The organism is Parasphingorhabdus sp. (genome assembly GCF_048267785.1).
In the GTDB taxonomy this organism is placed as follows: domain Bacteria; phylum Pseudomonadota; class Alphaproteobacteria; order Sphingomonadales; family Sphingomonadaceae; genus Parasphingorhabdus.
In genome coordinates, this window is the sequence record NZ_JBLWWU010000020.1 from 22,513 (window position 1) to 44,801 (window position 22,289).

The 22,289-nt window shown below is 58.4% G+C and carries 21 protein-coding genes; 6 read left to right on the forward strand and 15 right to left on the reverse strand.

What is annotated here, in order from left to right; all coding sequences use genetic code 11:
* The first annotated feature begins 206 nt into the window (after positions 1-206).
* Positions 207-950 carry a hypothetical protein gene (locus tag ACN0VD_RS14530; protein WP_417595508.1) on the forward strand — a complete coding sequence of 248 codons (744 nt, stop codon included), beginning with the start codon at positions 207-209 and terminating at the stop codon, positions 948-950.
* Positions 951-959: 9 nt separating this feature from the next.
* On the opposite strand, the gene ACN0VD_RS14535 is transcribed toward ACN0VD_RS14530, so the two are convergent.
* Positions 960-1,424, reverse strand: coding sequence for a thiamine phosphate synthase (locus ACN0VD_RS14535; protein WP_417595510.1), 465 nt, complete (start codon positions 1,422-1,424; stop codon positions 960-962).
* Positions 1,425-1,570: 146 nt separating this feature from the next.
* On the opposite strand from ACN0VD_RS14535, the gene ACN0VD_RS14540 reads away from it, so the two are divergent.
* Entirely contained in the window at positions 1,571-2,260 is a 690-nt protein-coding gene (locus ACN0VD_RS14540) for a YggS family pyridoxal phosphate-dependent enzyme (RefSeq protein ID WP_417595512.1), read from the forward strand.
* Here ACN0VD_RS14540 and ACN0VD_RS14545 read toward each other — a convergent pair whose 3' ends face one another.
* The 5 genes from ACN0VD_RS14545 to pdeM are packed head-to-tail and all read right to left on the reverse strand — an operon-like array spanning position 2,261 to position 7,934.
* Positions 2,261-4,099, reverse strand: a complete 1,839-nt coding sequence (locus tag ACN0VD_RS14545; protein WP_417595514.1) for a cation:proton antiporter — start codon at positions 4,097-4,099, stop codon at positions 2,261-2,263. It abuts the gene before it with no gap.
* A 58-nt stretch (positions 4,100-4,157) separates the two neighbouring features.
* Positions 4,158-5,423: an adenosylmethionine--8-amino-7-oxononanoate transaminase gene (locus ACN0VD_RS14550; protein WP_417595516.1), complete on the reverse strand. Its 1,266-nt coding sequence runs from the start codon at positions 5,421-5,423 to the stop codon at positions 4,158-4,160.
* A complete protein-coding gene (gene bioD, locus ACN0VD_RS14555) occupies positions 5,420-6,049 on the reverse strand; it encodes a dethiobiotin synthase (protein WP_417595518.1) in 630 nt (209 codons plus the stop codon). The genes ACN0VD_RS14550 and bioD overlap by 4 nt, the downstream gene beginning before the upstream one ends.
* On the reverse strand, positions 6,046-7,188 hold the full coding sequence (locus ACN0VD_RS14560) for an 8-amino-7-oxononanoate synthase (protein WP_417595520.1): 1,143 nt from the start codon (positions 7,186-7,188) through the stop codon (positions 6,046-6,048). Before ACN0VD_RS14560 ends, bioD begins: the two co-directional genes overlap by 4 nt.
* Positions 7,189-7,205: 17 nt before the next feature.
* Positions 7,206-7,934 carry a ligase-associated DNA damage response endonuclease PdeM gene (gene pdeM / locus ACN0VD_RS14565; RefSeq protein WP_417595597.1) on the reverse strand — a complete coding sequence of 243 codons (729 nt, stop codon included), beginning with the start codon at positions 7,932-7,934 and terminating at the stop codon, positions 7,206-7,208.
* Positions 7,935-8,015: 81 nt separating this feature from the next.
* Between pdeM and ACN0VD_RS14570 the strand changes: the two genes are divergently transcribed.
* Together ACN0VD_RS14570 and ACN0VD_RS14575 are read left to right on the forward strand one after the other, a co-directional pair.
* Positions 8,016-8,954, forward strand: a complete 939-nt coding sequence (locus tag ACN0VD_RS14570; RefSeq protein WP_417595522.1) for a rhodanese-related sulfurtransferase — start codon at positions 8,016-8,018, stop codon at positions 8,952-8,954.
* Positions 8,951-9,607, forward strand: coding sequence for a glutathione S-transferase (locus ACN0VD_RS14575; RefSeq protein ID WP_417595524.1), 657 nt, complete (start codon positions 8,951-8,953; stop codon positions 9,605-9,607). The genes ACN0VD_RS14570 and ACN0VD_RS14575 overlap by 4 nt, the downstream gene beginning before the upstream one ends.
* A gap of 44 nt (positions 9,608-9,651) precedes the next feature.
* Here ACN0VD_RS14575 and ACN0VD_RS14580 read toward each other — a convergent pair whose 3' ends face one another.
* The 4 genes from ACN0VD_RS14580 to ACN0VD_RS14595 form a co-directional block, all read right to left on the reverse strand.
* Complete coding sequence (locus tag ACN0VD_RS14580; RefSeq protein ID WP_417595526.1) at positions 9,652-10,620, reverse strand: retroviral-like aspartic protease family protein; 969 nt, start codon at positions 10,618-10,620, stop codon at positions 9,652-9,654.
* Between the two features lie 105 nt (positions 10,621-10,725).
* Positions 10,726-11,703: an aspartyl protease family protein gene (locus ACN0VD_RS14585; RefSeq protein WP_417595528.1), complete on the reverse strand. Its 978-nt coding sequence runs from the start codon at positions 11,701-11,703 to the stop codon at positions 10,726-10,728.
* A 33-nt stretch (positions 11,704-11,736) separates the two neighbouring features.
* Positions 11,737-14,373 (reverse strand): ligase-associated DNA damage response DEXH box helicase, encoded by a 2,637-nt coding sequence (locus tag ACN0VD_RS14590; protein WP_417595530.1) that lies wholly within the window; start codon positions 14,371-14,373, stop codon positions 11,737-11,739.
* A gap of 88 nt (positions 14,374-14,461) precedes the next feature.
* Positions 14,462-15,409 carry an MBL fold metallo-hydrolase gene (locus ACN0VD_RS14595; RefSeq protein WP_417595532.1) on the reverse strand — a complete coding sequence of 316 codons (948 nt, stop codon included), beginning with the start codon at positions 15,407-15,409 and terminating at the stop codon, positions 14,462-14,464.
* A gap of 243 nt (positions 15,410-15,652) precedes the next feature.
* Here ACN0VD_RS14595 and ACN0VD_RS14600 point away from each other — a divergent pair, with 243 nt between their 5' ends.
* Positions 15,653-16,744 carry an AI-2E family transporter gene (locus tag ACN0VD_RS14600; RefSeq protein ID WP_417595533.1) on the forward strand — a complete coding sequence of 364 codons (1,092 nt, stop codon included), beginning with the start codon at positions 15,653-15,655 and terminating at the stop codon, positions 16,742-16,744.
* 34 nt (positions 16,745-16,778) lie between these two features.
* On the opposite strand, the gene ACN0VD_RS14605 is transcribed toward ACN0VD_RS14600, so the two are convergent.
* Entirely contained in the window at positions 16,779-18,485 is a 1,707-nt protein-coding gene (locus tag ACN0VD_RS14605; RefSeq protein WP_417595535.1) for an N-acyl-D-amino-acid deacylase family protein, read from the reverse strand.
* Positions 18,486-18,493: 8 nt separating this feature from the next.
* Positions 18,494-18,892, reverse strand: a complete 399-nt coding sequence (locus ACN0VD_RS14610) for an MAPEG family protein (RefSeq protein WP_159646680.1) — start codon at positions 18,890-18,892, stop codon at positions 18,494-18,496.
* 322 nt (positions 18,893-19,214) lie between these two features.
* Here ACN0VD_RS14610 and ACN0VD_RS14615 point away from each other — a divergent pair, with 322 nt between their 5' ends.
* On the forward strand, positions 19,215-19,337 hold the full coding sequence (locus ACN0VD_RS14615; RefSeq protein WP_257721889.1) for a hypothetical protein: 123 nt from the start codon (positions 19,215-19,217) through the stop codon (positions 19,335-19,337).
* Between the two features lie 185 nt (positions 19,338-19,522).
* Here ACN0VD_RS14615 and pgmG read toward each other — a convergent pair whose 3' ends face one another.
* The 3 genes from pgmG to ACN0VD_RS14630 form a co-directional block, all read right to left on the reverse strand.
* Positions 19,523-20,932, reverse strand: a complete 1,410-nt coding sequence (gene pgmG, locus ACN0VD_RS14620; protein ID WP_417595537.1) for a phosphoglucomutase/phosphomannomutase PgmG — start codon at positions 20,930-20,932, stop codon at positions 19,523-19,525.
* An 88-nt stretch (positions 20,933-21,020) separates the two neighbouring features.
* On the reverse strand, positions 21,021-21,455 hold the full coding sequence (locus ACN0VD_RS14625; protein ID WP_417595539.1) for a J domain-containing protein: 435 nt from the start codon (positions 21,453-21,455) through the stop codon (positions 21,021-21,023).
* Positions 21,456-21,458: 3 nt separating this feature from the next.
* Positions 21,459-22,283 (reverse strand): division plane positioning ATPase MipZ, encoded by an 825-nt coding sequence (locus ACN0VD_RS14630; protein WP_417595541.1) that lies wholly within the window; start codon positions 22,281-22,283, stop codon positions 21,459-21,461.
* Positions 22,284-22,289: the final 6 nt, after the last annotated feature.

Here is a 22,289-nt window from a genome sequence, read left to right on the forward strand (position 1 = left end):
ACTGAACCGCAGTTGAATGGCTGCAAAATCATCGGCGGTTCATCTTCATGGTGTTAATGAGGCAGAAAATGTCTGGAGAAAAGCGTAACCGATCTGCAACAGAAATAGGTCAGCTATGAAAAATCGGTTAAATCAGCGAGATGACTCGTGCAGACGGGTCGTTTCTGGTATATTCAGCATGTGCTTAAAGGGGATTCGCATTCGTCATGAAGAAAAAGGGTAGTCATTTCGGTTGGTTAGCGACGGGAATCGCTATATCTGGCCTTGCCATGACCCCTGCTCTGGCGAGAGTGATTTCCGGCGATGACGGGATGGTGTCCCTCAAAACGCTGGGATCCGTCGGTTCCTTTACCGTAGCTGGCGCTGACCCGGATCTGGCAGCCAAATATAAGCTGAGCACGTTGCGTGGCAACGCAAGTTTCAAATTCACGCCAACCGACGGAACGCGCGATGGTGATCGTTCGGTCACTGTGGTGGTGCGACAAAAATCAAATGCTGATGCGATCGCCTTCCGCGAAAATATCCTCGCGGGTGCATCCGGATCGGGGATTGCGACCGCTGCAAAAATTGCTCCCGTCTCCTATAGTCTCGGTGCCGCGAAAGGCCTGAAGAGCTTTGCCATTCCGGTTAGGAAACTGGCTGGAAATGTGCCGGATCTTTCGGAAATCGGCGCAGAAAGACTCGGTGGCGATGATGACAATGGCAAGAAGAGCCGTTTCAACACGCGCATGTCGATCGATGCTTCTGCACCGATCAACGCCGCACCACGTGCACTTGATGCGAGCCAGAAAGATTATACGCTTGATGTCGGCGGCAGCTACTCGCTGACCCGCAATCTGGATGTTACCGCCGGTGTCCGGATCAATAACGAGCGTGATCGGATGGCACCGCTGACGGACAATCGTCAGGATAGTCAGGCGGTTTATGTCGGAACCCAGTTCCGCTTCTAGACATTCGCATTAGCTGAAAGCGTCTATCGCCGCCCAGCCATGGGTCAGGCGGTTTTTGTGGAATCGATAGCGATGCTGATTCATTCCGCCCAGACCGATGACCGCGCCATTGCATAACGCAGACAGTCGGCGCACCTGTACAGGATTCATCGGTGGTTGACCGGGGTGGGACCGGGTCGCAAATATCGGCGACAGAAAAAAAATGTCGGCACCGGCGCGGTTGGCTTTCTGGATCTCCCGGGCATTGTGGACCGGGGCGCCGTGTAGCAGCGCGCCAATTTCGGACCGGCGACCGAAGCAGCCGTATACGCCCTCTGCCCGCCAATGTCTGGCCAGCGCAGGTGTTCCCGCCAGAAATACCCTATGCCCATGGCGACGCGCGAGCATTTTGATCGTTTCAAACCGCCTCTTTCGCGCTGCATCCCCCAAATGATAATGACGAAAGACAATTCCGCTGCCGCGCGGCAGCCGCATGATTGCCCGAGCCAGGCGGGAATCATTGCGCCGATCGGTAAACAACCATATCCGGGGCAGGGCCGGGCCCGTCGAGTCAGGCGATGTCTGGCGGGGCTGGTCTCGCAACATGAGGAGGCCTATAGCGGCTAGCTTGATGAAAGAGAATGACTGAGAGAGAAACGACTTTGGCAAATCCGGCACTTCAGGACATCCGTGGCAAGATCGAAAAATCAGCCAAGATAGCGGGCCGCGAAGCGTCCGATATCGCGCTGATCGCAGTGTCAAAAACCCGCAACAGCGATGAAATCCTGCCACTTTTGATGGCAGGCCACCGCAGGTTCGGGGAAAATCGGGTGCAGGAAGCTATGGAAAAATGGCCAGTTCTGAAAAAGCAATATCCTGATGTTGAACTGCACATGATCGGTCAGCTGCAATCCAACAAGGCGGCAGAAGCGGTTGCTCTTTTTGATTATATCCATTCGGTAGACCGCAGTTCGCTCATCAAGGCGCTTGCCAAAGAAATGGACCGGCAAGACCGCCACATTCCATGCTTTCTTCAGGTCAATATCGGCGAAGAATCCCAAAAGGGTGGTTGCGACATAAAGGCCGTAGGTCAAATGCTCGCGCAAGCGAAGACTGCGGGTATAAACATTGCGGGGCTGATGGCGGTTCCGCCGGAAAATGCCAATGCGGTGCCCTATTTCGCACTGTTGGCAAAGCTTGCGCGGGACCATGGACTAGAGGGACTCAGCATGGGTATGTCAGGTGACTTTGAAAAAGCGATCAAGCTCGGCGCTACTCATATACGGGTGGGTACCGCACTATTTGGTCCGCGCGTGAACCAGGCGATCTAGTCAGTTGTCGCCATTTTTCTCGTGTTCCTTGGCGGCGCGTTCGGCTTTTCGTTCTTCCGGCGTATCGGGCGCAACATAGCTGATAACGACATCACCATCTTCGATGACGGGCCGGGCATCGGTGGCAAAAAACAACAGCCGCCGGTCGGGCTTTAGAACTGCGAGTGGTTCTTCGTCCTTTTCCAGATTTCTGCGATAATCCTCGGCGGTGAATTTCTCGGTAATATTGGTCTTGCTGAATCGCCAGCCTGCGAGATCCCGGTCGAGCAATGTCGCGAAATCGGTACCGGATTCGAACAACAGCCGGCCATGGCCGACCCGGCTTTTGCTCTGGCTATCATTGGCCAGACGGCTGATTTGTTCATAGCCCATTTCCGGGCCAAGATCGGCGGTGATCAACTGGTTCTGGCTATCATTATCAGTGGCTGCGATGAGATGCTGGAACTCACCCATGTCGATATTATCATTATGGGCTTCGTCGAGTACGTCGCCGTGGCGGACGGGAAGGCCTTCATTGCGCGCCCGCCGCAAGGAAAATTTGCTGTCATCGGTCACCAGCACATCGATATCGAGAGATTTAAGCATTTTACCGAGCGCAATCGACCACCTATTGGCGCCAGCTATCAATATGCCTTCGCCCTTGCCTTCTGAAATACCTAGTCGTTCGGCGACCCAGGACGCGGAAAAGCCATGCGCAAAAATTGTCGCGATCACGACCGCAAAACTGAGCGGGACGAGTGCTTCGGCTCCCGGCAGTCCATAATCGACAAGCCGGATGGCAAACAGGCCGGTGATCGCCACCGCCACGATACCACGCGGGGCGATCCAGGCGATAAACAGACGCTCGCGCCACGGGACGGAACTGAACAGCAGAGCGAGCAATACCGAAAGCGGTCGCACGACGAATAGCAGCAAAATCAGGAAAATGATAAATTGCGGTCGGAACTGTTGCACCGTTTCCCAGTCCAATGTCGCGGAAAGGATGATGAAGACGCCGGAAATCAGCAGCACCGCCAGATCTTCTTTGAAGCGGTAGAGTGCCTGGCTCGAATAGATTTGCCGGTTGGCCATGACGATGCCCATCACCGTTACCGTGATCAGGCCGGTCTCATGCTTGATCAGATCGGCGATGACAAAACCGGCGATCACCGTAACCAGCAGAAAGGGAGCCTTCAGATATTCCGGCACCTTCCCTCTCGGGAACAGCCATGTGAGCGCAAAGCCAAGGCCCGCGCCGATCAATCCGGCAATGAAGCTTGCCGCCAGAACATCCATGCTGATGACGGCGATATTGGCATTGGGGCCTTCATAGGTGATATAGGCATAGATGCCGACCGCGAGCAGTGCGCCGATGGGATCGTTGACGATGCCTTCCCATTTCAAAATATTTCGGACCCGCGCCGGGACGCGCAGCGTGCGCAACATCGGACCAATCACGGTCGGCCCGGTGACGATCATGATGCCTCCGAGCAAGGCTGAGATTTCCCAGGACAGGCCGGCACCATAATGCGCCGCTCCGGTGCCGAGCACCCAAGCGATTGGCCCGGCTATGAATACCATCGCCGTTACCGCGCCGCCTGCCTGTCGCAGTTCGCGGAAGTTCAGGCTGAGCCCGCCTTCAAACAGGATCACGGCAACCGCCAGTTTGATGATGGGTTCCTGTAGTGCGCCGAAATCGCGTTCGGGATCAATGATACCGAGCACGGGGCCCGCAATAATGCCGACGATCAGCATGAGAGCAATGGCAGGACGACCGGTGCGCCAGGCAATCCATTGCGCGCCGATGCCGAGGAGGCCGATCAGCGCGATCTTGACCATGAGAGAGTCAACTAGTTCCATCATCCATCCTTGGCGGGTTTTTCGGCCTTATGCAAAAAAACTTTCTGCCGCCTGTGGATCAGCAATCACGGAAATGGTCAATTGCTTCCTCAATAACGGCGTAAACAGCATCCAGTTCCACAGAGCTGATACAATAAGGTGGCATGATGTAGATTGTATTGCCCAGCGGCCGAAGTAAAATCTTGTGATCGCGGAAAAACGCGAGCAGTTGCGGCCCCAGGCTGGACATATAGTCGCCGGCACCATCGTCGATTTCGAAAGCCAATATGGTGCCGCACTGGCGCAGGCCGCTGACGTTTGATTTTTGCGCAAGCCGCTCTGCAAAGGCGCGATGCGAGGCGATAATGCCGTCGATCCGCTGCTGCACCGGCTCGTCGCGCCAGATGGCGATATTGGCATTGGCCGCTGCGCAGGCAATCGGATTGGCGGTGAAACTGCTCGAGTGGAAGAACATCTGCGCGCGATCTTTGGAATAATGCGCCTGAAAGATGGGATCACTGGCCGCAGTAACGGCCAGCGGGATGACGCCGCCGGTCAGGCCTTTGGCCATGCACAATATATCCGGTTCGACGCCCGCCTGTTCGCAGGCAAAGACGGTGCCGGTGCGGCCCCATCCGGTCATCACCTCATCGGCAATGAACAGCACATCATGTTCGCGGCAGATCGCCGCCATCTGCGCCAATATTTCGGGACCATAGATTTTCATGCCGCCCGCGCCGAGGATCAATGGCTCGACGATCAAGGCCGCCGGCGGGCTTTCGCTCTCCTTGCAGAAGGTCTCAAGCTGGTCGAGCGTTTGCTGTTCCGCTCCGGCTTCGGGAAAAGCGATGGTGCCGACATCAAACAGCAGCGGCGCATAGGCCTGGTTGAACACGCCGCGCGCACCAACCGACATCGCGCCGATCGTATCGCCATGATAGCTATGTTCCATGACGAGGATTTTCTGGCGCGATTTACCGCGATTATGCCAATAGCCGAGCGCCATCTTGAGCGCGACCTCGACCGCCGTCGATCCGCTGTCGGAAAAGAATATATGTTCGAGTGATTCGGGCAGAAAATCAGACAATCCCGCTGCCAGTTCCCGGGCCGGTTCGTGAGTCCAGCCTGCAAAGATCATCTGGTCCAGTCTGGCGCTTTGCTCCTGCATCGCACTGACGATCCTGGGATGGCAATGGCCGTGCGTCTGTACCCACCAGCTCGATATGGCGTCGATGATCCTGGTGCCGTCTGCCTGGTAAAGGCACGCACCTTCGGCCCGTGCGATTTCCGGGATCGGTTCGCCAAGACCGTGCTGGGTGAAGGGGTGCCAGATATTGATACTCATGATGTAAAATCCCCGATATCAAAATGCGCGGAAAAGGCGTCCCGCAATGATGCCGGCGTGAGTTCGTCCAGAATCGGCAAGCGCCCGAGATGCGGCACAGCGCCGATCCGGCAGATGGTCTGCTCGCTATCGACATTTTCGTCGCCGATAAACGCGATACCATGGATGGGCACGCCGCGGCTGCGCAAAGCCTCGATGGTCAACAGACTGTGGTTGATTGTACCGAGACTGGTCGAGGCGACGATGATCACCGGCAGCGCCCAATGGGCAAAGAGATCGGCGAACAGCAGTTCCGGATTGACCGGCACCAGCGCGCCGCCGGCCCCTTCGATGACCAAGGGCCCGTCAGCTTGCGGGACGACGAGATCGTCCAGACCAATGACAATGCCTTCCTGCGCCGCCGAAAAATGCGGCGAGGCGGGAATCTTGAGCCGGTAGCGTTCGGGCAATATCCGGGCAGGATCGATTCCGCCCAGCCGCGCTATGGTTTCGCTGTCTGTGCCGTCCGCGAGTCCTGCCTGCACCGGTTTCCAGTAGCTGGCGCCAAGGGCCGCCGTCAGCGCAGCGGCAAAAACGCTTTTGCCGATATCGGTATCGGTACCGGTGATGACAAATTGCCGGCTCATGCCGCGTCCGCCAATGCCAGCGCTTCATGCAATGCGGCGGAGAGGTCCCGAATATCGTCCTGCGTCACGTTCAGGGTCAGAGAAATACGCAGACGCGCGGTTCCTGCCGGAACCGTCGGCGGACGAATGGCGCGGACATCAAATCCCTGGCCCTGCAGTCTTGCCGCCACTTCTACCGCCACCCGGTCCTCGCCGAGGATGATCGGGAAAATCTGGCTGTCCTGATGGTCGCCAAGCGACAGGCCGGAGAAACAGTCCCGGGCCAGCGCGATATGGCCGGCCAGACCGGCCTGAAGCGACGGATTGTCCGCGACATAGAGGATCGCTTGCTGGGCCAGATGCGCGGTCAGCGGGCTCGGCGCCGTGGAAAAGATAAACGGCCGGGCGCGATTGATGAAAAATTCGCGCAGGATTTTCGGCATGGTCAATATGCCGCCTTCACCGCCCAGCGCCTTGCCGCAGGTTCGCAAGGCGATCACATTGTCCTGCCTGCCGATGGCCCCGGCCAGACCGGTACCGCGCTCGCCGAAAACGCCGACGGCATGAGCCTCGTCAATCACCAGCATCGCAGCATGGGCATCGGCGATTTTCGCGAGATCGGCCAGCGGTGCCCGGTCGCCGTCCATGCTGTACAGACTCTCGACGGCGATCCAGATGGTGCCCGAGCCACCTTCTGCGCGCCAGGTCCGAATGGCCTGCTCGACCGCATTGCAGTCATTATGCAGGAACGGGTTGAAAACGGCTCTCCCCAGCTTCATCCCGTCATGAACACTGGCGTGGACCAGCGCGTCATAAAGGACCAGATCGCCGGTTTGCGGCAGGGTTGCGAACAGTGCCGTGTTCGCCGCAAAACCGGAGCCGAAGAACAGGCTGGCCTCCGCGCCATAATGGCTGGCGGCAAAGGCTTCGAGTGTTTCATGTTCGGGATGATTCCCGCCGAGAAGGCGTGACCCTCCCGATCCGTGGGCGATGCCGTTGGCAATGGCGGTCTGCGCGATCTCTTTCAGATAGCCATTATCGGACAGCCCGAGATAATCATTTGACGAAAAATCCTTGCCGCCCGGAATCAGCAGCCGTCGTTTGCGTCCGGCTTGTTCCAGCGTAGCGAGCTGGTCACGATAGGGTTTGAATCGATCCATTGGCGGGCTGTTAGCAGTCAGGGTCCGGTGGTGGCCAGAGGCAATGCAAGCTGCCCTGCATCGATCATGTCCATTGCTGACTCGCGGAATGGTAGCGGGAATCGCACCGGCTTGTCCCCGATCCCGATAATTGCTTCCGCCGGACCGCCAACGCAGGCTTCGATCGCCGGATCCTGTGCCGCCATGCCGCCGGTCAGCGCGCCGAAAGCGGGCAGGATCAGATGATGGCGGCCTTTGACAAAACAGCGCCGGGCGACATGGCGACCGCGCACCGCGATGCGGAACTTCGGGTGATAATGCCCCGATATTTCGGGCAGCCTGCTATCCGCTGTCGCTTCGTGGCGCAGCGCCAGCCCCTCGCCAACCCATTCGTCGACCACAGACCCACCCCAAAGACCGGTGACATCCCGATCATGATTGCCGGCGATCCATATCCATTCCAGCGCCTTCGTCATTTCGATGAGTTGTCTGGCCGCCTTCGGTTCGAGCCGTGCCTCGCCTTCGTCGTCATGATAATTGTCGCCAAGGCAGAAAACCGTTGTTGCGCCGGTTACGCTCACCAGACCGGCCAGCTCCGCCAGTGTCGCATGACTGTCATAAGGGGGTAGCATCTGGCCCTGTCTTGCATAGAAACTTGCCTTTTCCAGATGGAGATCGGCGACCAGCAGGGCATTTTTCTTCGGCCAGAAAAGCGCCGCCGGTGCGACAATCTCGAAGCGAAGATGGGCGAACAGAAGGGGAACCATGAAGCTGCTATGCGATGAACGCTCGCGCGATGCAAGCCGCTCTATTGGAATTTCGCGGACAACCATCCTATATGCGCTGCCATGACCGAATCGCCATCTCCCGTAAAAGTCGCCGCGCTCTATCATTTTGCAGTGGTCGATGATCCCGCCGCGTTGCGGCTGCAGGTGCTCCCGTTATGCGAAGAACACGGCCTCAAGGGTACGATCCTGCTGGCCAGCGAGGGGATGAACGGCACAATTGCCGGAACCCCCGAGGCGATCGGTGCGGTGATAGCCGGTTTGCGGTTGCTGCCGGGCTTTAGCGAACTCGACGTCAAATATTCCGAGGCCAGCGTGATGCCATTCCTGCGGATGAAGGTCCGGCTGAAAAAGGAAATCGTCTCGATGGGCGTCGAAGGCGTCGATGCGGCGACCCAAAAGGGCAATTATGTCGATCCGCAGCAGTGGAATGATCTGATCGCAGATCCCGACACGGTGGTGATCGACACGCGCAATGGTTATGAAGTGGCGATCGGCAGCTTTGACGGTGCGATCAATCCCGACACCAGGAGTTTTCGGGATTTCCCCGCATGGTTCGACGAATTTTCAGAGCAACTTCGGCAAAAGGAAAGCAAGAAACCCAAGATCGCGATGTTCTGCACCGGGGGTATCCGCTGCGAAAAGGCGACCGCCTATGTCAAGGCTCAGGGTTTTGATGACGTCCACCATCTCAAGGGCGGAATTTTGAAATATCTCGAACATGTACCGGAATCCGAAAGCCTGTGGAAGGGCGACTGTTTCCTGTTCGACCAGCGCGTTGCGGTCGGCCACGGGCTGCGGGAATCCGATTATGGTCAATGTTATGCGTGCCGGATGCCGCTGAACGCCGCCGACCGCGCCTCGCCCGACTATATTCCTGGCGAAGCCTGCCCCCATTGTATCGACCAGCGCAGCGACGAACAGCGCGCCCGCTATCGCGAACGCCAGCGTCAGGTCGAACAGGCCGCGAAACAGGGCCGGCAACATCTCGGCACGGCGTGACCGAACGGCCGCTTCTCTACAGTTTTCGGCGCTGCCCTTATGCAATGCGCGCGCGGATGGCGTTGCTGGTGAGCGAGACTCCGGTCTGTTTGCGTGAGGTTGTGCTGCGCGAAAAGCCCGAAGAGATGATCGCCGCTTCGGCCAAGGCGACCGTCCCGGTGCTGGTGCTGCCCGACGGGCAGGTCATCGATGAAAGCCTCGCGATCATGCACTGGGCGCTGAACCGCAATGATCCGCAGGATTGGCTACGGGGCAATGATCGCCAAACCGCGCTGATCAAGGAAGCCGATGGCCCGTTCAAAGACCATCTCGACCGCTATAAATATCCCACGCGCTACGAAAATGTCGATCCGCTCGAGCACCGCGCGGGCGGGCTAGTCTTTCTGGAAAAGCTTGACGGTCTGCTGCAAGCAGAGGGGCAGCTGACGGGAGCGAAGCCTGGCCTGGCCGATCATGCAATCTTCCCCTTTGTCCGCCAGTTCGCCAATAATGATCGCGAGTGGTTCGATTCCCTGCCATTACCTGCGTTGCAGAAATGGCTAGGCACCCATCTTTCCTCGCCGCTGTTTGCCGTCACCATGCAGAAGTTTCCGCAATGGAAAAGCGGTGATGAAGAGCCGGTGTTTGGGTTGGGGAGCGCTGCCGCTCCTTGAAGCATTGGGCTAGCGATGCCTGTCGCATGGCTGGGCGCTCAGGATCAGAACCCGATGTTGCGCGATGCGTCGCTATACAGTCTGGCTTTTCTGGGAGCGAAAAAATGGATTTTCCGTTTGGGGAAATCGATCGCGACCTGATCAAATTTGCGCAACACGTCCATGCCCAGCAACAGGGTTGGCTTGTCGGCCAATCCGAACCGTTCAAACGGTGGCGCATCGGCAAAGGCAACCAGCAGGCTGGCAAAGCGGGCCCGGCCGATGCGAAATTCGCGCACTTTAGCGAAATCCACTCCGACAGTTTCGCCGGTCACTGCGATCAATAGCGAATCATCGTCCAGTTGTTTGGAACGGCGCAGCAGCCGTTTCTGCAAGGCCATATTGCCGATCGAAACCTGTGCTCCGCTATCTATGATGACGTTGACCTTGATACCGGAAATCGTCGCATCGGTAAAAATCAGCTGGCCGGATCGCCGCTTGGCGGTCACCACGATTTCTCGCGACTTTGGCCGGTTACGTGCTTTTTCAGCGTCTTCGATAATGATCTGATTGGCGACAAAATCGAATAATATGCGCTGGTCCTGCAAACCGTCGAGGCCCAATATGCCATCTGCGCCGATATGATGGGCGGCGAGGACCGGCGAAATCAGACCGTCATAACTTTTTTGCCCCAGAGTCAGGCGGGGCACATAGACCATGTCGACCATGGAGGTGCCGGCAATGCTCATCAATTGGGCCGGCTCCTCGCCGTCCAGTGCCAATCTGTCGGCGATCCTGCGCGAAATCACGGTCCGTTCTGCGCCGGTGTCGATAACAAAGGAAAATGGCCCGTTGCCTTCAATGCTCACCGGTACGGTCATCCGTTTTGCGCGATCCTGATCGATATCTACAATTTCGCCCGCAGGATTTGTTATACTACCGGGAGCTACCGGCTGGCCAAAGGGAATCGGATAGGCCATTGACAATGCGGATGCCAGAAAAGCGGGTGTTATACTCGTCAAAAAGGCTGACATGATATCTCCGATCATTATGCTCCGGGCGGTGACAGCCTAGGCATGGGAATCCAATATGCTAATAATATAGCACAAAACATCGTTCTGACTCGACCAACAACCACACTAGGCATCTTCCGGCAGCAGGAAGTATATTTTCCGGTTGGCAAAATCGATCGCCAGCCGGTCAAATTGGCGCAGCGCGTCCATGCCCAGAAACAGGGCTGGTTTCTTGTGCAGTTTCAAAGCCTTGAACGGGGCAATATCGGCGAAGGCAATCGGGATGATGCCAAAGCGGGCGCGATCGATGACCAGTTCCTCGGCGATGCCATAGTCGGCCATTATCGAGCGACCGGTGACATCAATCAGGCTGGTCTGCACGATGTCGGACGATTTCAGACGCAACCGCCTTTGCAACGCCTTGTTACCGATGGAAAGTTCGCCGCCGGTATCGATGATCACGCTGGTCTTGACGCCGGCGATGGTTGCATTGGTGAAAATCAGTTGCCCCGATCGTCGTCTGGCGGTCACCACGATCTCCCGGCGGGACCGGCTGCGCAGCTTTTTATCCGTGTCCTCGACCGAGATATGCTTGCCGACAAAATCGAACAATATCCGTTGACCCTGCAGGCTGTCGAGACCGAGAACACCGTCCGCCCCGATATTGGCAGAACGGAATATCGGTGAGATCAGGCTGTCATAGCTGCGTTTGCCCAGCGTCAGGCTGGGAACATAGACGGTTTGCACGACCGTGGAACCGGCAAGGGCGACAATGGTGACCTCATCCTCGATATCGAGCGCCAGTGCACCGGCGATCTCCTTGGAGAGGATGGTACGCTGCGAGGCCGTGTCGATGATGAATTCAAAAGGTCCGCCCTGCGCGATGTTGACGGAAACGGTCATCCGGTCGACCCGGTCCTGCGCGATTGCAATCTTTTCGGAATCGGGCGCGAGAAACTGTTCGGGCAGATTATCTGCAATATAGGCTTCGGTTTCGGGTTCGGCCGGAATGGGCGTTGTTAACTGGGCCGCAAATAATGTGGCATAAATGGGAAATAGCATTGTCGAACAAGCCATTTTATCATCATACGCCAGAAATGGCATTCAACCAAATCCTGGCCCTGGCGGTGCTCCGCGCTAGTCGACTTTCATCGCTTCGTTGATCAAGGATTCCGCCTCGATCAGCAACGCGTCGTCGGTCGCCCCCTGTGCGACATGTTCGCGTCCGATCATCACCAGCACCGGCACCGCCAGCGGGCTGACCCGCTCCAGCTCGACATGGATGATCGAGTCCGCCGCCCGGTCGAGCAGGTCGCCGAGCCGGCCGACATCGGTCATCCGTGCCCGCGCATCGGCCCAGGCCGCCTGCATCAGCAGATGGTCGGGCTCGTACTTGCGCAACACGTCGAAGATCAGGTCGGTCGAGAAAGTGACCTGCTTGCCGGTCTTGCGCTTGCCGGGATGCTGGCGCTCGACCAGCCCGCTGATCACCGCGACCTCGCGGAAAGCACGTTTGAGCAGGTGCGAACCTTCGACCCAGTCGAAAAATTCCTCTTCCAATATGTCGGCGCTGAACAGTGGGCGGGGATCGGTCACCGGTTCGACGCTGTAGCAGGCGAGCGCATAATCATTGGCGACAAAACCGACCGGCTTGAGCCCGCGATCCTCCATCCGCCGGGTCAGCAACATGCCGAGCGACTGGTGCGCGTTCCAGCCTTCGAAACTGTAGCAGACCATATAATGGAGCTTCTTGTGCGGAAAGGTCTCGACCAGCAATTGCCCCGGCTCGGGCATCACCGAGCGATGGTCCTGCATCTCCAGCCATTCGCGGACATCGTCGGGGAAGCGCGCCCAGCCGGCGCGATCGGTCAGAAAGCCGCGCACCCGGTCGGACAGATGCGTGGTCAGCGGCAGCCGCGCCCCGCCATAGCTCGGGATCATCGCGGCTTTCTTGGCCGCGCGGACGATGACATCGCTGGCATCCATCCTGATCAGCTCCAGACTCAGCCCGGCGAAGAAAAACGTGTCGCCGACCGACAGTGTGGCGGCAAAGCCTTCTTCGACCTTGCCGAGATTGCGGCCATTCTTGAAGCGGACATTCATCATCGCGGCGTCGACGATGATGCCGGCGTTGAGCCGGTGCTGGGCGGCGAATTTCGGATGAGTCAGGCTCCAGACTCCGCTGGCGTCACGGCGCAGCCGCTTGAACTGGTCATAGGCCTTGAGCGCATAGCCGCCGTCGCGGGTGAAATTCAGCACCCGCTCGAACTGCTCCTTGGACAGCCCGCTATAGGGCAAGGCGCTCTGTACCTCGTCAAGCAGATCATCCTCCTGAAACGGCCCGGCGCAGGCGCAGCTCATCACATGCTGGGCGAGCACATCAAGCCCGCCGGCGCGAAAAGGTTCACCATCCCGGCGCCCCTCGTTCACCGCATCGAGCGCAGCCTGCGCCTCGAGATATTCGAACCGGTTGCCCGGCACGAGCAACGCCTTCGACGACACATCGAGCCTATGGTTTGCACGGCCGATGCGCTGTAATAGCCGCGACGAGCCCTTCGGCGCGCCCATCTGGATGACGCAATCGATATCGCCCCAGTCGACCCCGAGATCAAGCGAGGCGGTGCAGACCAGCGCCCGCATCATGCCTGACGCCATGGCGTTCTCGACCTTGCGCCGCGCCTCCCGCGACAGGCTGCCGTGGTGGACGCCGATCGCGAGATTGTCCTCGTTGATGTCCCACAGCTTCTGGAACGTATATTCGGCGAGAAAGCGCGTGTTGCAGAAGACCAGCGTCATCCGGTTGCTGCGTATCTGCTCCATAACCTGCGGTATCGCATAAGTCCCGGCATGACCGGCCCAGGGCACCCGCACCGGGTCGCCTTCGGGCGTTTCGGGCAGCATGATCGATACGTCGGCCGGCGCGCCCTCCGCGCCCAGAACATGGGTGACGCTGTCGATATCGCCATAAGGCGCGAGCCAGGCGCGGAAATCATCGGGCTCGGCAACCGTTGCGGACAGCGCGACCCGCTGCATCTCCGGTGCGATTTTCTGCAGCCGCGCCAGCGAGAGCGCCAGCAGGTCACCGCGCTTGCCGGTGGCAAAGGCGTGCACCTCGTCGATCACCACCCGCCGGAGACCGGCGAACAGGGCAAAGCTTTCCGGCTGGCTGAGCAGCAGGTTGAGCGACTCCGGCGTGGTCAGCAGGATTTGTGGCGGCTTCACCCGCTGCCGCGCCTTGCGACTGGCCGGCGTGTCGCCGCTGCGGGTCTCGACTGTGATCGGCAGACCCATTTCCTCGATCGGCGTCAGCAGGTTGCGCTGTACGTCCACGGCGAGCGCCTTGAGCGGGGAGATATAGAGCGTGTGGAGATCGGGCTGTTTGCCCTGAGTCTTTGGAAGGCTGGCTTGTGTCTGGACAGATGTTTCGACAGGCTCAGCACGAACAGTGGTTTTATTGGTACTGGCAGGCCCGGTCCGTTCGTGCTGAGCTTGTCGAAGCACAGGGCTTGGCGCATCCGGCCGTTCGACAGGCTCAGGGCGAACGGGTTTTCTGTCCGTCAGTTCAACCAGATCCACCAGCGTCGGTAAAAACCCCGCCAATGTCTTGCCCGCCCCCGTCGGCGCCGTCAGCAAGGCATGGCGTCCCGCCTGCGCTGCCTCCAGCATCTCCAGCTGATGCGGCCGCACGCTCCAGCCGCGCGAAGTGAACCAGTCGGTCAGGATTGAAGGAATGCTGTTTGCGATCAGCGTGCTCCTGCGGAGGCAGGAGCCCATCTCCTGCCGTGGCTACTGGACGCGATTTCAGGAGATGGGTACCTGCCATCGCAGGTACACAAAGGCCGACCCTGGTGAAAAACTCAAGCTATTGTTTCAACTCGGCCATCAGTCCGAACAGCTGCACCACATCCGGCGCAGACGTATCGCCGGAATATTCCCGGTAAAGCGTCGCGACATTGACCGCGATCCGCTCGCTGTCGCCCCAGCTGGAAAAGTCGCCGAGCCGGATATCATGCGCCGCGTCTCGGACCGACAGGCCCGCGTCGAAACGCTTGCGCGCTTCCTGATCGATATAGCGCAGATAGTCCTGGACCTGCCGGACGCCGTGAACGTCGGTGATCGGACCGTGGCCGGGCACGATGGTCTCTGCCCTGAGATCGATGATCGTGTCACAGGCGGCAATCCAGTTGGCGACCGGTCCCGCCCACATGATCGGTGTGCCTTCGATGAACAATATGTCGCCGGTAAATACAGTCTTATCCCCCGGCACGTGGACCAATATGTCACCCGCCGTATGGGCCGGGCCAACCTCGATCAGATCGACCTCCTTGTCTCCGACTTTCAGACTGTGCCGACCGCTGAACGTCTGGGTTGGTGCCTTTTCCGCCACGTCAGTAAAGTCGAAGCTGCCGAAAATATCGACCAGATACTGCCCGGCCGGCCCCATGGCGCGCGCTTGTTCCATGATCGCGGCTAGTGCACTGGCCGGCAGCTCGGCCATTTCCAGCGCGCTGGCTTTTGAAGCAATCACCTCGGCCTTGTGACAGCAGCCATTACCGTGGGTATGGTCACCATTGGCATGGGTGTTGACGATCACACCGATGTCATCGGCACCGACTCCGGCTGCATCTGCCATGACGTCAAGCATCTCGCGGGTCAGGCTGGCATCGAACAATGTATCGACGAGCAGGGATTGCCCGCCATCGCTGATCAGGCCGGCATTGGACCAGCCCCATCCACCATCAGGTTGCAGATAGGCGTAAAGACCGTCGCCGGTCTCAACCAGTCCTTTTTCAAAGGGGACTTTGGTCATCGTCTCTTCCGCCTTTTATTGCATGGGTGGGTCATTGTTGCAGCTTTGATAAGTTTTGAACAGGGGCCGTGGGCAGGCTGCTCGATATTTTGGTTGCGGGAGCGGGATATCTTTCACGCGAGCGGGAGGGGCAGCGCGCCTGATCCTTGCCGAATCCTTGCCGACCCTGAAATATTGCCGTATCTGCGGTACAAACCAATTGGTACATGGTCGCGATAGCGAACCCAATAAGAGCGACACAAAATGGACAATCAAGAAAAATCGAGACAACGCGTCGAATGGAGCTTTCTGATTACGCTTCTGGTAATTGTCTCGCTCGCATTTGCGGTGCTGATCGAGCCATTTTTTGGTGCCATCGTCTGGGGTGTTGTCGTCGCCGTCCTGTTTCGTCCGGTCTATAAGGGCTTGCTGGGTTTTATGCCCGGTCGGATCAATCTGGCCGCGGGGGTCACGTTGATTCTGATATTGCTGCTGGTCGTGGTACCGGCGATCTTGCTCGGCATGGCGCTGGCTCAGGAGGCGGCGAGCCTCTATATCCGGGTCCAGGAAGGTGAAATAGACTTTGGTGACGTGTTCGAGGCCTTTGAACAATCGCTTCCCCAATGGATGCAGGTCCAGCTCGCCGCTTATGGTTATAGTGATTTTGCCAGCATCAGGGCGGAGATCGAACAGTCTATTTCCGCCATTCTTGAATTTCTGGTCACCCGGTCGCTGAGCGTCGGTCAGGGCGCATTTCAGTTTTTACTCAGTCTTGGCGTCATGATGTATTTGACCTTTTTCCTGCTACGCGATGGTCGGGCGCTGGCCGAACGGATCGAACAGATCGTTCCATTGGGCATGAAAAACCGCCGCATTCTCAGGGAAAAATTTCTGATTGTCATCCGGGCGACGATCAAGGGCAGCCTGATCATCGCGATCATCCAGGGCAGTCTCGGTGGTCTGGTGTTCTGGGCGCTTGATATTCGCGGCGCCTTGCTATGGGCGGTGATGATGGGGGTATTCTCGCTGATTCCAGCGATCGGGACAGGTTTCGTCTGGGTCCCGGTCGCCCTCTATCTGTTCATTACGGGTGATGTCTGGCAGGCCGTGGTGCTGGTTCTCTGCGGCGTATTCGTGATCAGCATGGTCGACAATCTCGTTCGCCCGACTCTGGTCGGCCGGGACACGCGGATGCCCGACTATGTCGTGCTGATCTCGACGCTCGGCGGGCTGCAGTTGTTCGGGATCAACGGGATCGTGATCGGCCCGCTGGTGGCGGCGCTGTTCATCGCGCTCTGGAGCATATTCTCCGATATGCAACAGGGTGAAGGAGAGCCGGAAAAGGCGATCGAATAGCCGGCCAGCCGCATATCCGGCCCGTTGCCTTGGTTCACACTCCCCGTATCAATCGGCCAGGCCTTGCGCCCGTGGACTGGTCGAAGCGCCGGATGATCTCGCCCGACACGATCGTCGCATCATAGCCGGTGGCGCGCTGGTGCAGCCTTTGACCACCTGCAGGCAAATCGCGCACGATTTCCGGCAGATGCAATTGCAGCTTGTCGAGGTCGATCACATTGATATCCGCCTTTGCGCCAGTCTTCAGCAGGCCGCGCTGGTCCAGTCCGACCGCTTTGGCGGCCTTGTGCGACAGCATATGCACCGCCTCGGCCAGTTCAAAGCTTTCCGCTCCCGGATTGCGGACATATTGGGTGAGCAAATAGGTCGAGTAGCTGGCGTCGCAAATCGCGCCATAATGGGCACCGCCATCGCCAAGGCCGGGAATGCAGTGCGGATGGCTCAGCATCTCGTGCGCGCTGGCCAGCGTGCCATTTTCGTAATTGCCGAGTGCGGCGAGGAACAGGCCTTTGCCGTCGGTATCGAGCAGCCGGTCATAGGCAATCTCCTGCGGCGTGCAGCCCTTGGCCGCCGCCTGTCCGGCTATGCTCATTTCTTTCGGCGGCGCATAATCCGGTGGATTGTCGAGCGGGAACAGCCAGTTCCAGTCGCGGGCCAGCGCGTTGAACGGATGGCCGGGCTCGAATTCCTCGCTCAGCAAGGCTGCGCGCAAGTCCGGATCGCGCATCGCGGCAACCTGCTCCTCTATGGGCAGGTCGGCAATCTTCGCCCAGCTCGGGCAGAGAATGAAGGGGTGGACGGTCAGTTCCAGCCCGGCGATCAGGCCGATCGGACGCGGCATGATCTGGGCGGTGGCCTTGCCGCCATTGGCATGGGTGCGGTCGATCATGTCGAGGACCTTGCGCCAGCGCGGCGGGCCATCATTGCCGGATGCCAGCGTGAAAGTGGCCGGCCGGCCGGAGCTTTCCACCACCCGTTCGATCACCTTATATTCCTTGTCCCAGCCGACAAAGGCGTCGAGCACCACCTGAAAGGTTCCGGTGCCGGCATCCTTCATGCCGCCGCAGATCGCTTCCAACTCGGCCACATCGGCTTCGAATGTCGGGATCGACCCGCCATCGGCCGTCTTGTGGATCGACAGTCGCGACGTCGCAAAGCCAATCGCGCCGGCTTCCATCGCTTCCCGCGCCAACCTGCGCATCATTGCCAGATCATCATCATTGGCCGGTTCGCGGGACGCGCCGCGCGCGCCCATGGCGTACACGCGCAAGGGGGAGTGGGGCAGATAGGCCGCGATATCAATGTCGCGCTTGCCCTTCTCGACCACGTCGAGATATTGGGGAAACGTCTCCCAGTTCCAGGGCAGGCCATCGGCCATGACCACGCCGGGGATATCCTCGACGCCTTCCATGACATTGATCAGCATGTCGTGATCGTCCTTGCGGCAGGGCGCGAAACCGACGCCGCAATTGCCCATGATCGCCGTGGTCACGCCATGCGAGGAGGAGGGACTGAGCTCTTCCGCCCAGATGCACTGGCCGTCATAATGGGTGTGGACGTCGACAAAGCCGGGGGTGACGATCTTGCCCGTCGCGTCGATTTCTTCTCGGCCGGTTCCCGGCACCTGCCCGATTGCCGCGATCCTCCCGTCGCTGACCGCGATATCGCCGTCAAAGAGATCACCGCCGCTGCCATCGGCAATGGTCCCGCCGCGAATTACCAGATCATATATTTTGGTCATATTTGGTTTCACCCTCTCACAAGCTGAACGATGCCACCGATCAAGGTGCCAAGTACGAATATATAGATGGGCGGCATGCTGGCGTAGAGCCAAAGCAGCCGCTTTTCCGGCGCCCTGTGATAGCCCAGCGCATAGCCGACCCGCATGAACGGCCAGATCAGTCCGATAGCTGCGGCCCAATAGGGGCTGACGACATAAGCGAACAGCCAGAGACCGGGGAGGAAAAGGACCAGATGTTCCAGCGTATTCTGATGCGCACGGACATGGCGCTCATATTCCGGCGGCCCGCTGTGCGATGGCGGCACGATCTTGAACCGGCCGCGCGCCAGGCCGGCCATCAGCAAAGTGAAATAATAAGCGAGCAGAGCCAGCGCGCTGACAGTCGCCACATAAATATACGGGTCCATGATGCCCTAATCCCCATCCTTTTTTCAGACTGTCCTGAACGAAGGGATCGGACCTGACCATAGTGCATTTCGATAAGGTGCCAGTGCCGGGAAGGTTTTGCGGCCTGGCGGCCCTCGTTCCAGGCGATCAGGCCGAAGCACGAAACCAACCATTGGGAAATTTCCCCACTATTCAGCAACGGTTAATCTGCGCGCTAAGGCCGAAATCAATCAAACTATTGATATATAGAGATTTTATTAAACTGGCACGCCCTGTGCAAAGCTATGTTCATCTTCGCAACACAAGTCGCGAAGCACCAGTTTAAACAAAAGGAAATTGAAAATGACCAACGTAAACATTCAGAACCAGGTAGCCGCCGCTTTTGCCGCTCTTTTCTCCGCAGCCGTTTTTGTTGTCGCCAGCGTCGGCCCCGCCGTCCAGAATTCCGCTGCCCTGATCGCATAGCCCCATACAGAAGGAAGGAAAATATCATGCCCCGCTTCACATTACGTCAGGAAATCGCCGCCGGCTTCGCCGCCCTATTCTGCTCGGCCATTCTCGTAATCTCTTCGGTCGGTCCGGCAACAAACGGCGCGACCTTCATCTGATGGCAGTCGACCGGTGCGATCTTGCCGGTCGATTGTACGGGGCTAATGCCCCGCCTGCTCGCCGCGCTCCAGTCCCGACAAGGCCAGCTGTTCGTCAATTTGTGCCATCAACCGGTCGAGCCCGTCCTGTGATTTGGCTTCGGCCCGGGCGACCAGAACATCCTGGGTATTGCTTGCCCGCAGCAACCACCAGCCGTCCTCGGTATTGACCCGCGCGCCGTCGGTATCGTTGACATCGGCGCCGCTGGCCGAAAGCCGCTCCAATATTTCGTCGATCACCGCGAACTTGCGACTCTCGTCGACCTGAAAGCGCATTTCCGGCGTGTTGATCATATCCACCATATCGCTGCGCAACCGGGTCACGCTCTTGCCGATATTGGTCGCGGCCTGAATCAGCCGGATTGCGGCATAAGGCGCGTCATCAAAGCCGTAATAATCATGTTTGAAAAACACATGGCCGCTCATTTCTCCGGCGAGCGGCGAACCGGTTTCCTTCATCTTGGATTTGATCAGACTGTGGCCGGTTTTCCACATCAAAGGCTTGCCGCCGAGTTCCGCGATCCGGTCGTACAATGCCTGTGATGCTTTGACGTCGGCGATGATGGTGGTGCCGGGCTCGCTTTTCAGCACATCCTCGGCATAGATTTGCAGCAACTGGTCGCCCCAGATCACCCGGCCTTCACCGTCAATCGCGCCAATGCGGTCGCCGTCGCCATCGAAGGCTACGCCGAAATCGAGGCCTCTCTCCGCAACCAGTGCTTTGAGATCCGCGAGATTCTTCTCCTCGGTCGGATCGGGATGGTGGTTGGGGAAGGACCCGTCGACATCGGTGTAGAGAAGATGATGCTCGCCCGCGCCGCGCTCGGTGAGCAGCCTGGTCAATTTCTCGATCACCGGTCCGGCCGCGCCATTGCCGCAATCCCATCCGATCCTGAACGCCTTGCCGGTGAAACTCTTCAACAGGCGCTCGACATATTCATCCTCGATATCGATCCGTTCGAACGTGCCCGTTCCGCTGTCCCAGTCTCCGCTGGCAGCCATGGTGCCAAGTCTCAGAATGTCCGCACCGAAAAAGGGGCGGCCCTGAAACACCATCTTGAAGCCGTTATAATGGGCCGGATTGTGACTTCCGGTAATCATTATGCCGCCCTGGACCGTTTTTAGTACAGATTCGGCATAATATAGCATCGGAGTGGGGCCTATTCCGACAGAAATGGCATTGACTCCGGCATCATTCAAACCGCGAACAAGCGCTTCCTCGAGCATCGGAGAACTGGTCCGGCCATCAAAGCCAGTAGCCACCGCCGTCCCGCCATCGCGCGCGATCAGCGTCCCGAAGCCGCGGCCAATCGCATAAGCATCGTCCGCACCCAGCGTCTCGCCAATGATCCCGCGAATGTCATATTCGCGCAGGGTAGAGGGGTGAAAATCATGCGAGGAAGGCGAAGTCATGATGGAAGTCCCGGATTGTTGGATTTTCGGGTTTGTAAGCGCCAAATACCTGTAAATCCAGCATTATTGTCGATATGGCACAGCATGGCTACCGGTGGCGGGATGCTTCCAACTCTTCCAATAACAGGTCCCGTGCCCGGTTGATCATCTTCGCCAGTTGCTCGTCCCCGCCATTGTCGGGATGATGTTCTGCCAATCGTTCTTTCCAGGCGGCGTTAATCTCGATAAAATCCGCATCGTCGCCCACCCCCAACAGGGATCGCGCACGATCAAGTTCGAAATTGCGCGGTTTGCGCTTCGGCTCTTCCGGATTACGGGCCGGTATCAAGATCCGCCAACCGCTCAGAAAAGCCGCGCCGGCAATCATCGCTCCGCCCATGATCCATCCACCGCCGCGCAGAAAATTCGCGCCTACCAGCGCCATTACCAGCGCCAGCCATTGATTGGGAGTCATCGTCTTTGCCTTGCCCGACAACAGCAGCCAGGCCAGAATGGCACCGCCGAAGATGAGCAAGGGCATCATCGTTCAGGCTACCAGCTTGGGCTTGGCAAGAGCGGGCTTGTTGCCGTCGGGCGTGCGCTGGGCGGAATGGGGCAGCGCCAGATGCTTGATCAGTTCGCGTAGCTCCTGACGTGCCGCGAGATGGCTTGTCGCCAGGCGGCCAAGATATTTTTTGTCAAGCATCGTAAGACCTGCCGGGAAAAGCTCGCGGTAGATCACCCGCTCGCTGAGTCCGGGAATGATACGAAATCCCACACGCTGTGACAGTTCTGCCAAGGCGGCGACGATCCGCTTCATATTATGTGCTTCGACATATTGCGTCCGGTTTCTCAGCAACACCCAGTCTATGGTTTCGCCGTCTGCCTTGGCGCGCGCCTTGCGTGCTTCCCAGATTAATTCGGCGTAGAAACTCAGTTTTCGGACCTTGTACGTTTCTGGATCCACCTGACCAATCAGGTCGAAATCGACAAAGCTGTCGTTGATCGGTGTGACCAGCGTATTTGCCCAGGTGGCCACAAAGCGGGCGAATTTGTCGTCACGACCGGGCGTATCATAGAGCAGAAAATCTACCCCGTGCGACATTCGTTCGATCAACTGCTCAAGCCTTGCGAGATTATCGTCTTCGAAGACGTCATAAAGGGGTTGCGGTACATCAATATTCAGACGCTTCCTCGTCGCTTCGCGGTTTTCCATGTAGCGATAGGACGTGCGCTGGCGGGGATCGAGGTCGAGTATCGCGACCTTATGCCCCTGATAGGCAAGTGCAACCGCAACATGGACTGCCGTGGTGGACTTGCCGGTCCCGCCCTTTTCATTGGCGAAAACGATATGATGCGCATTGTTTGTCACGTTTTG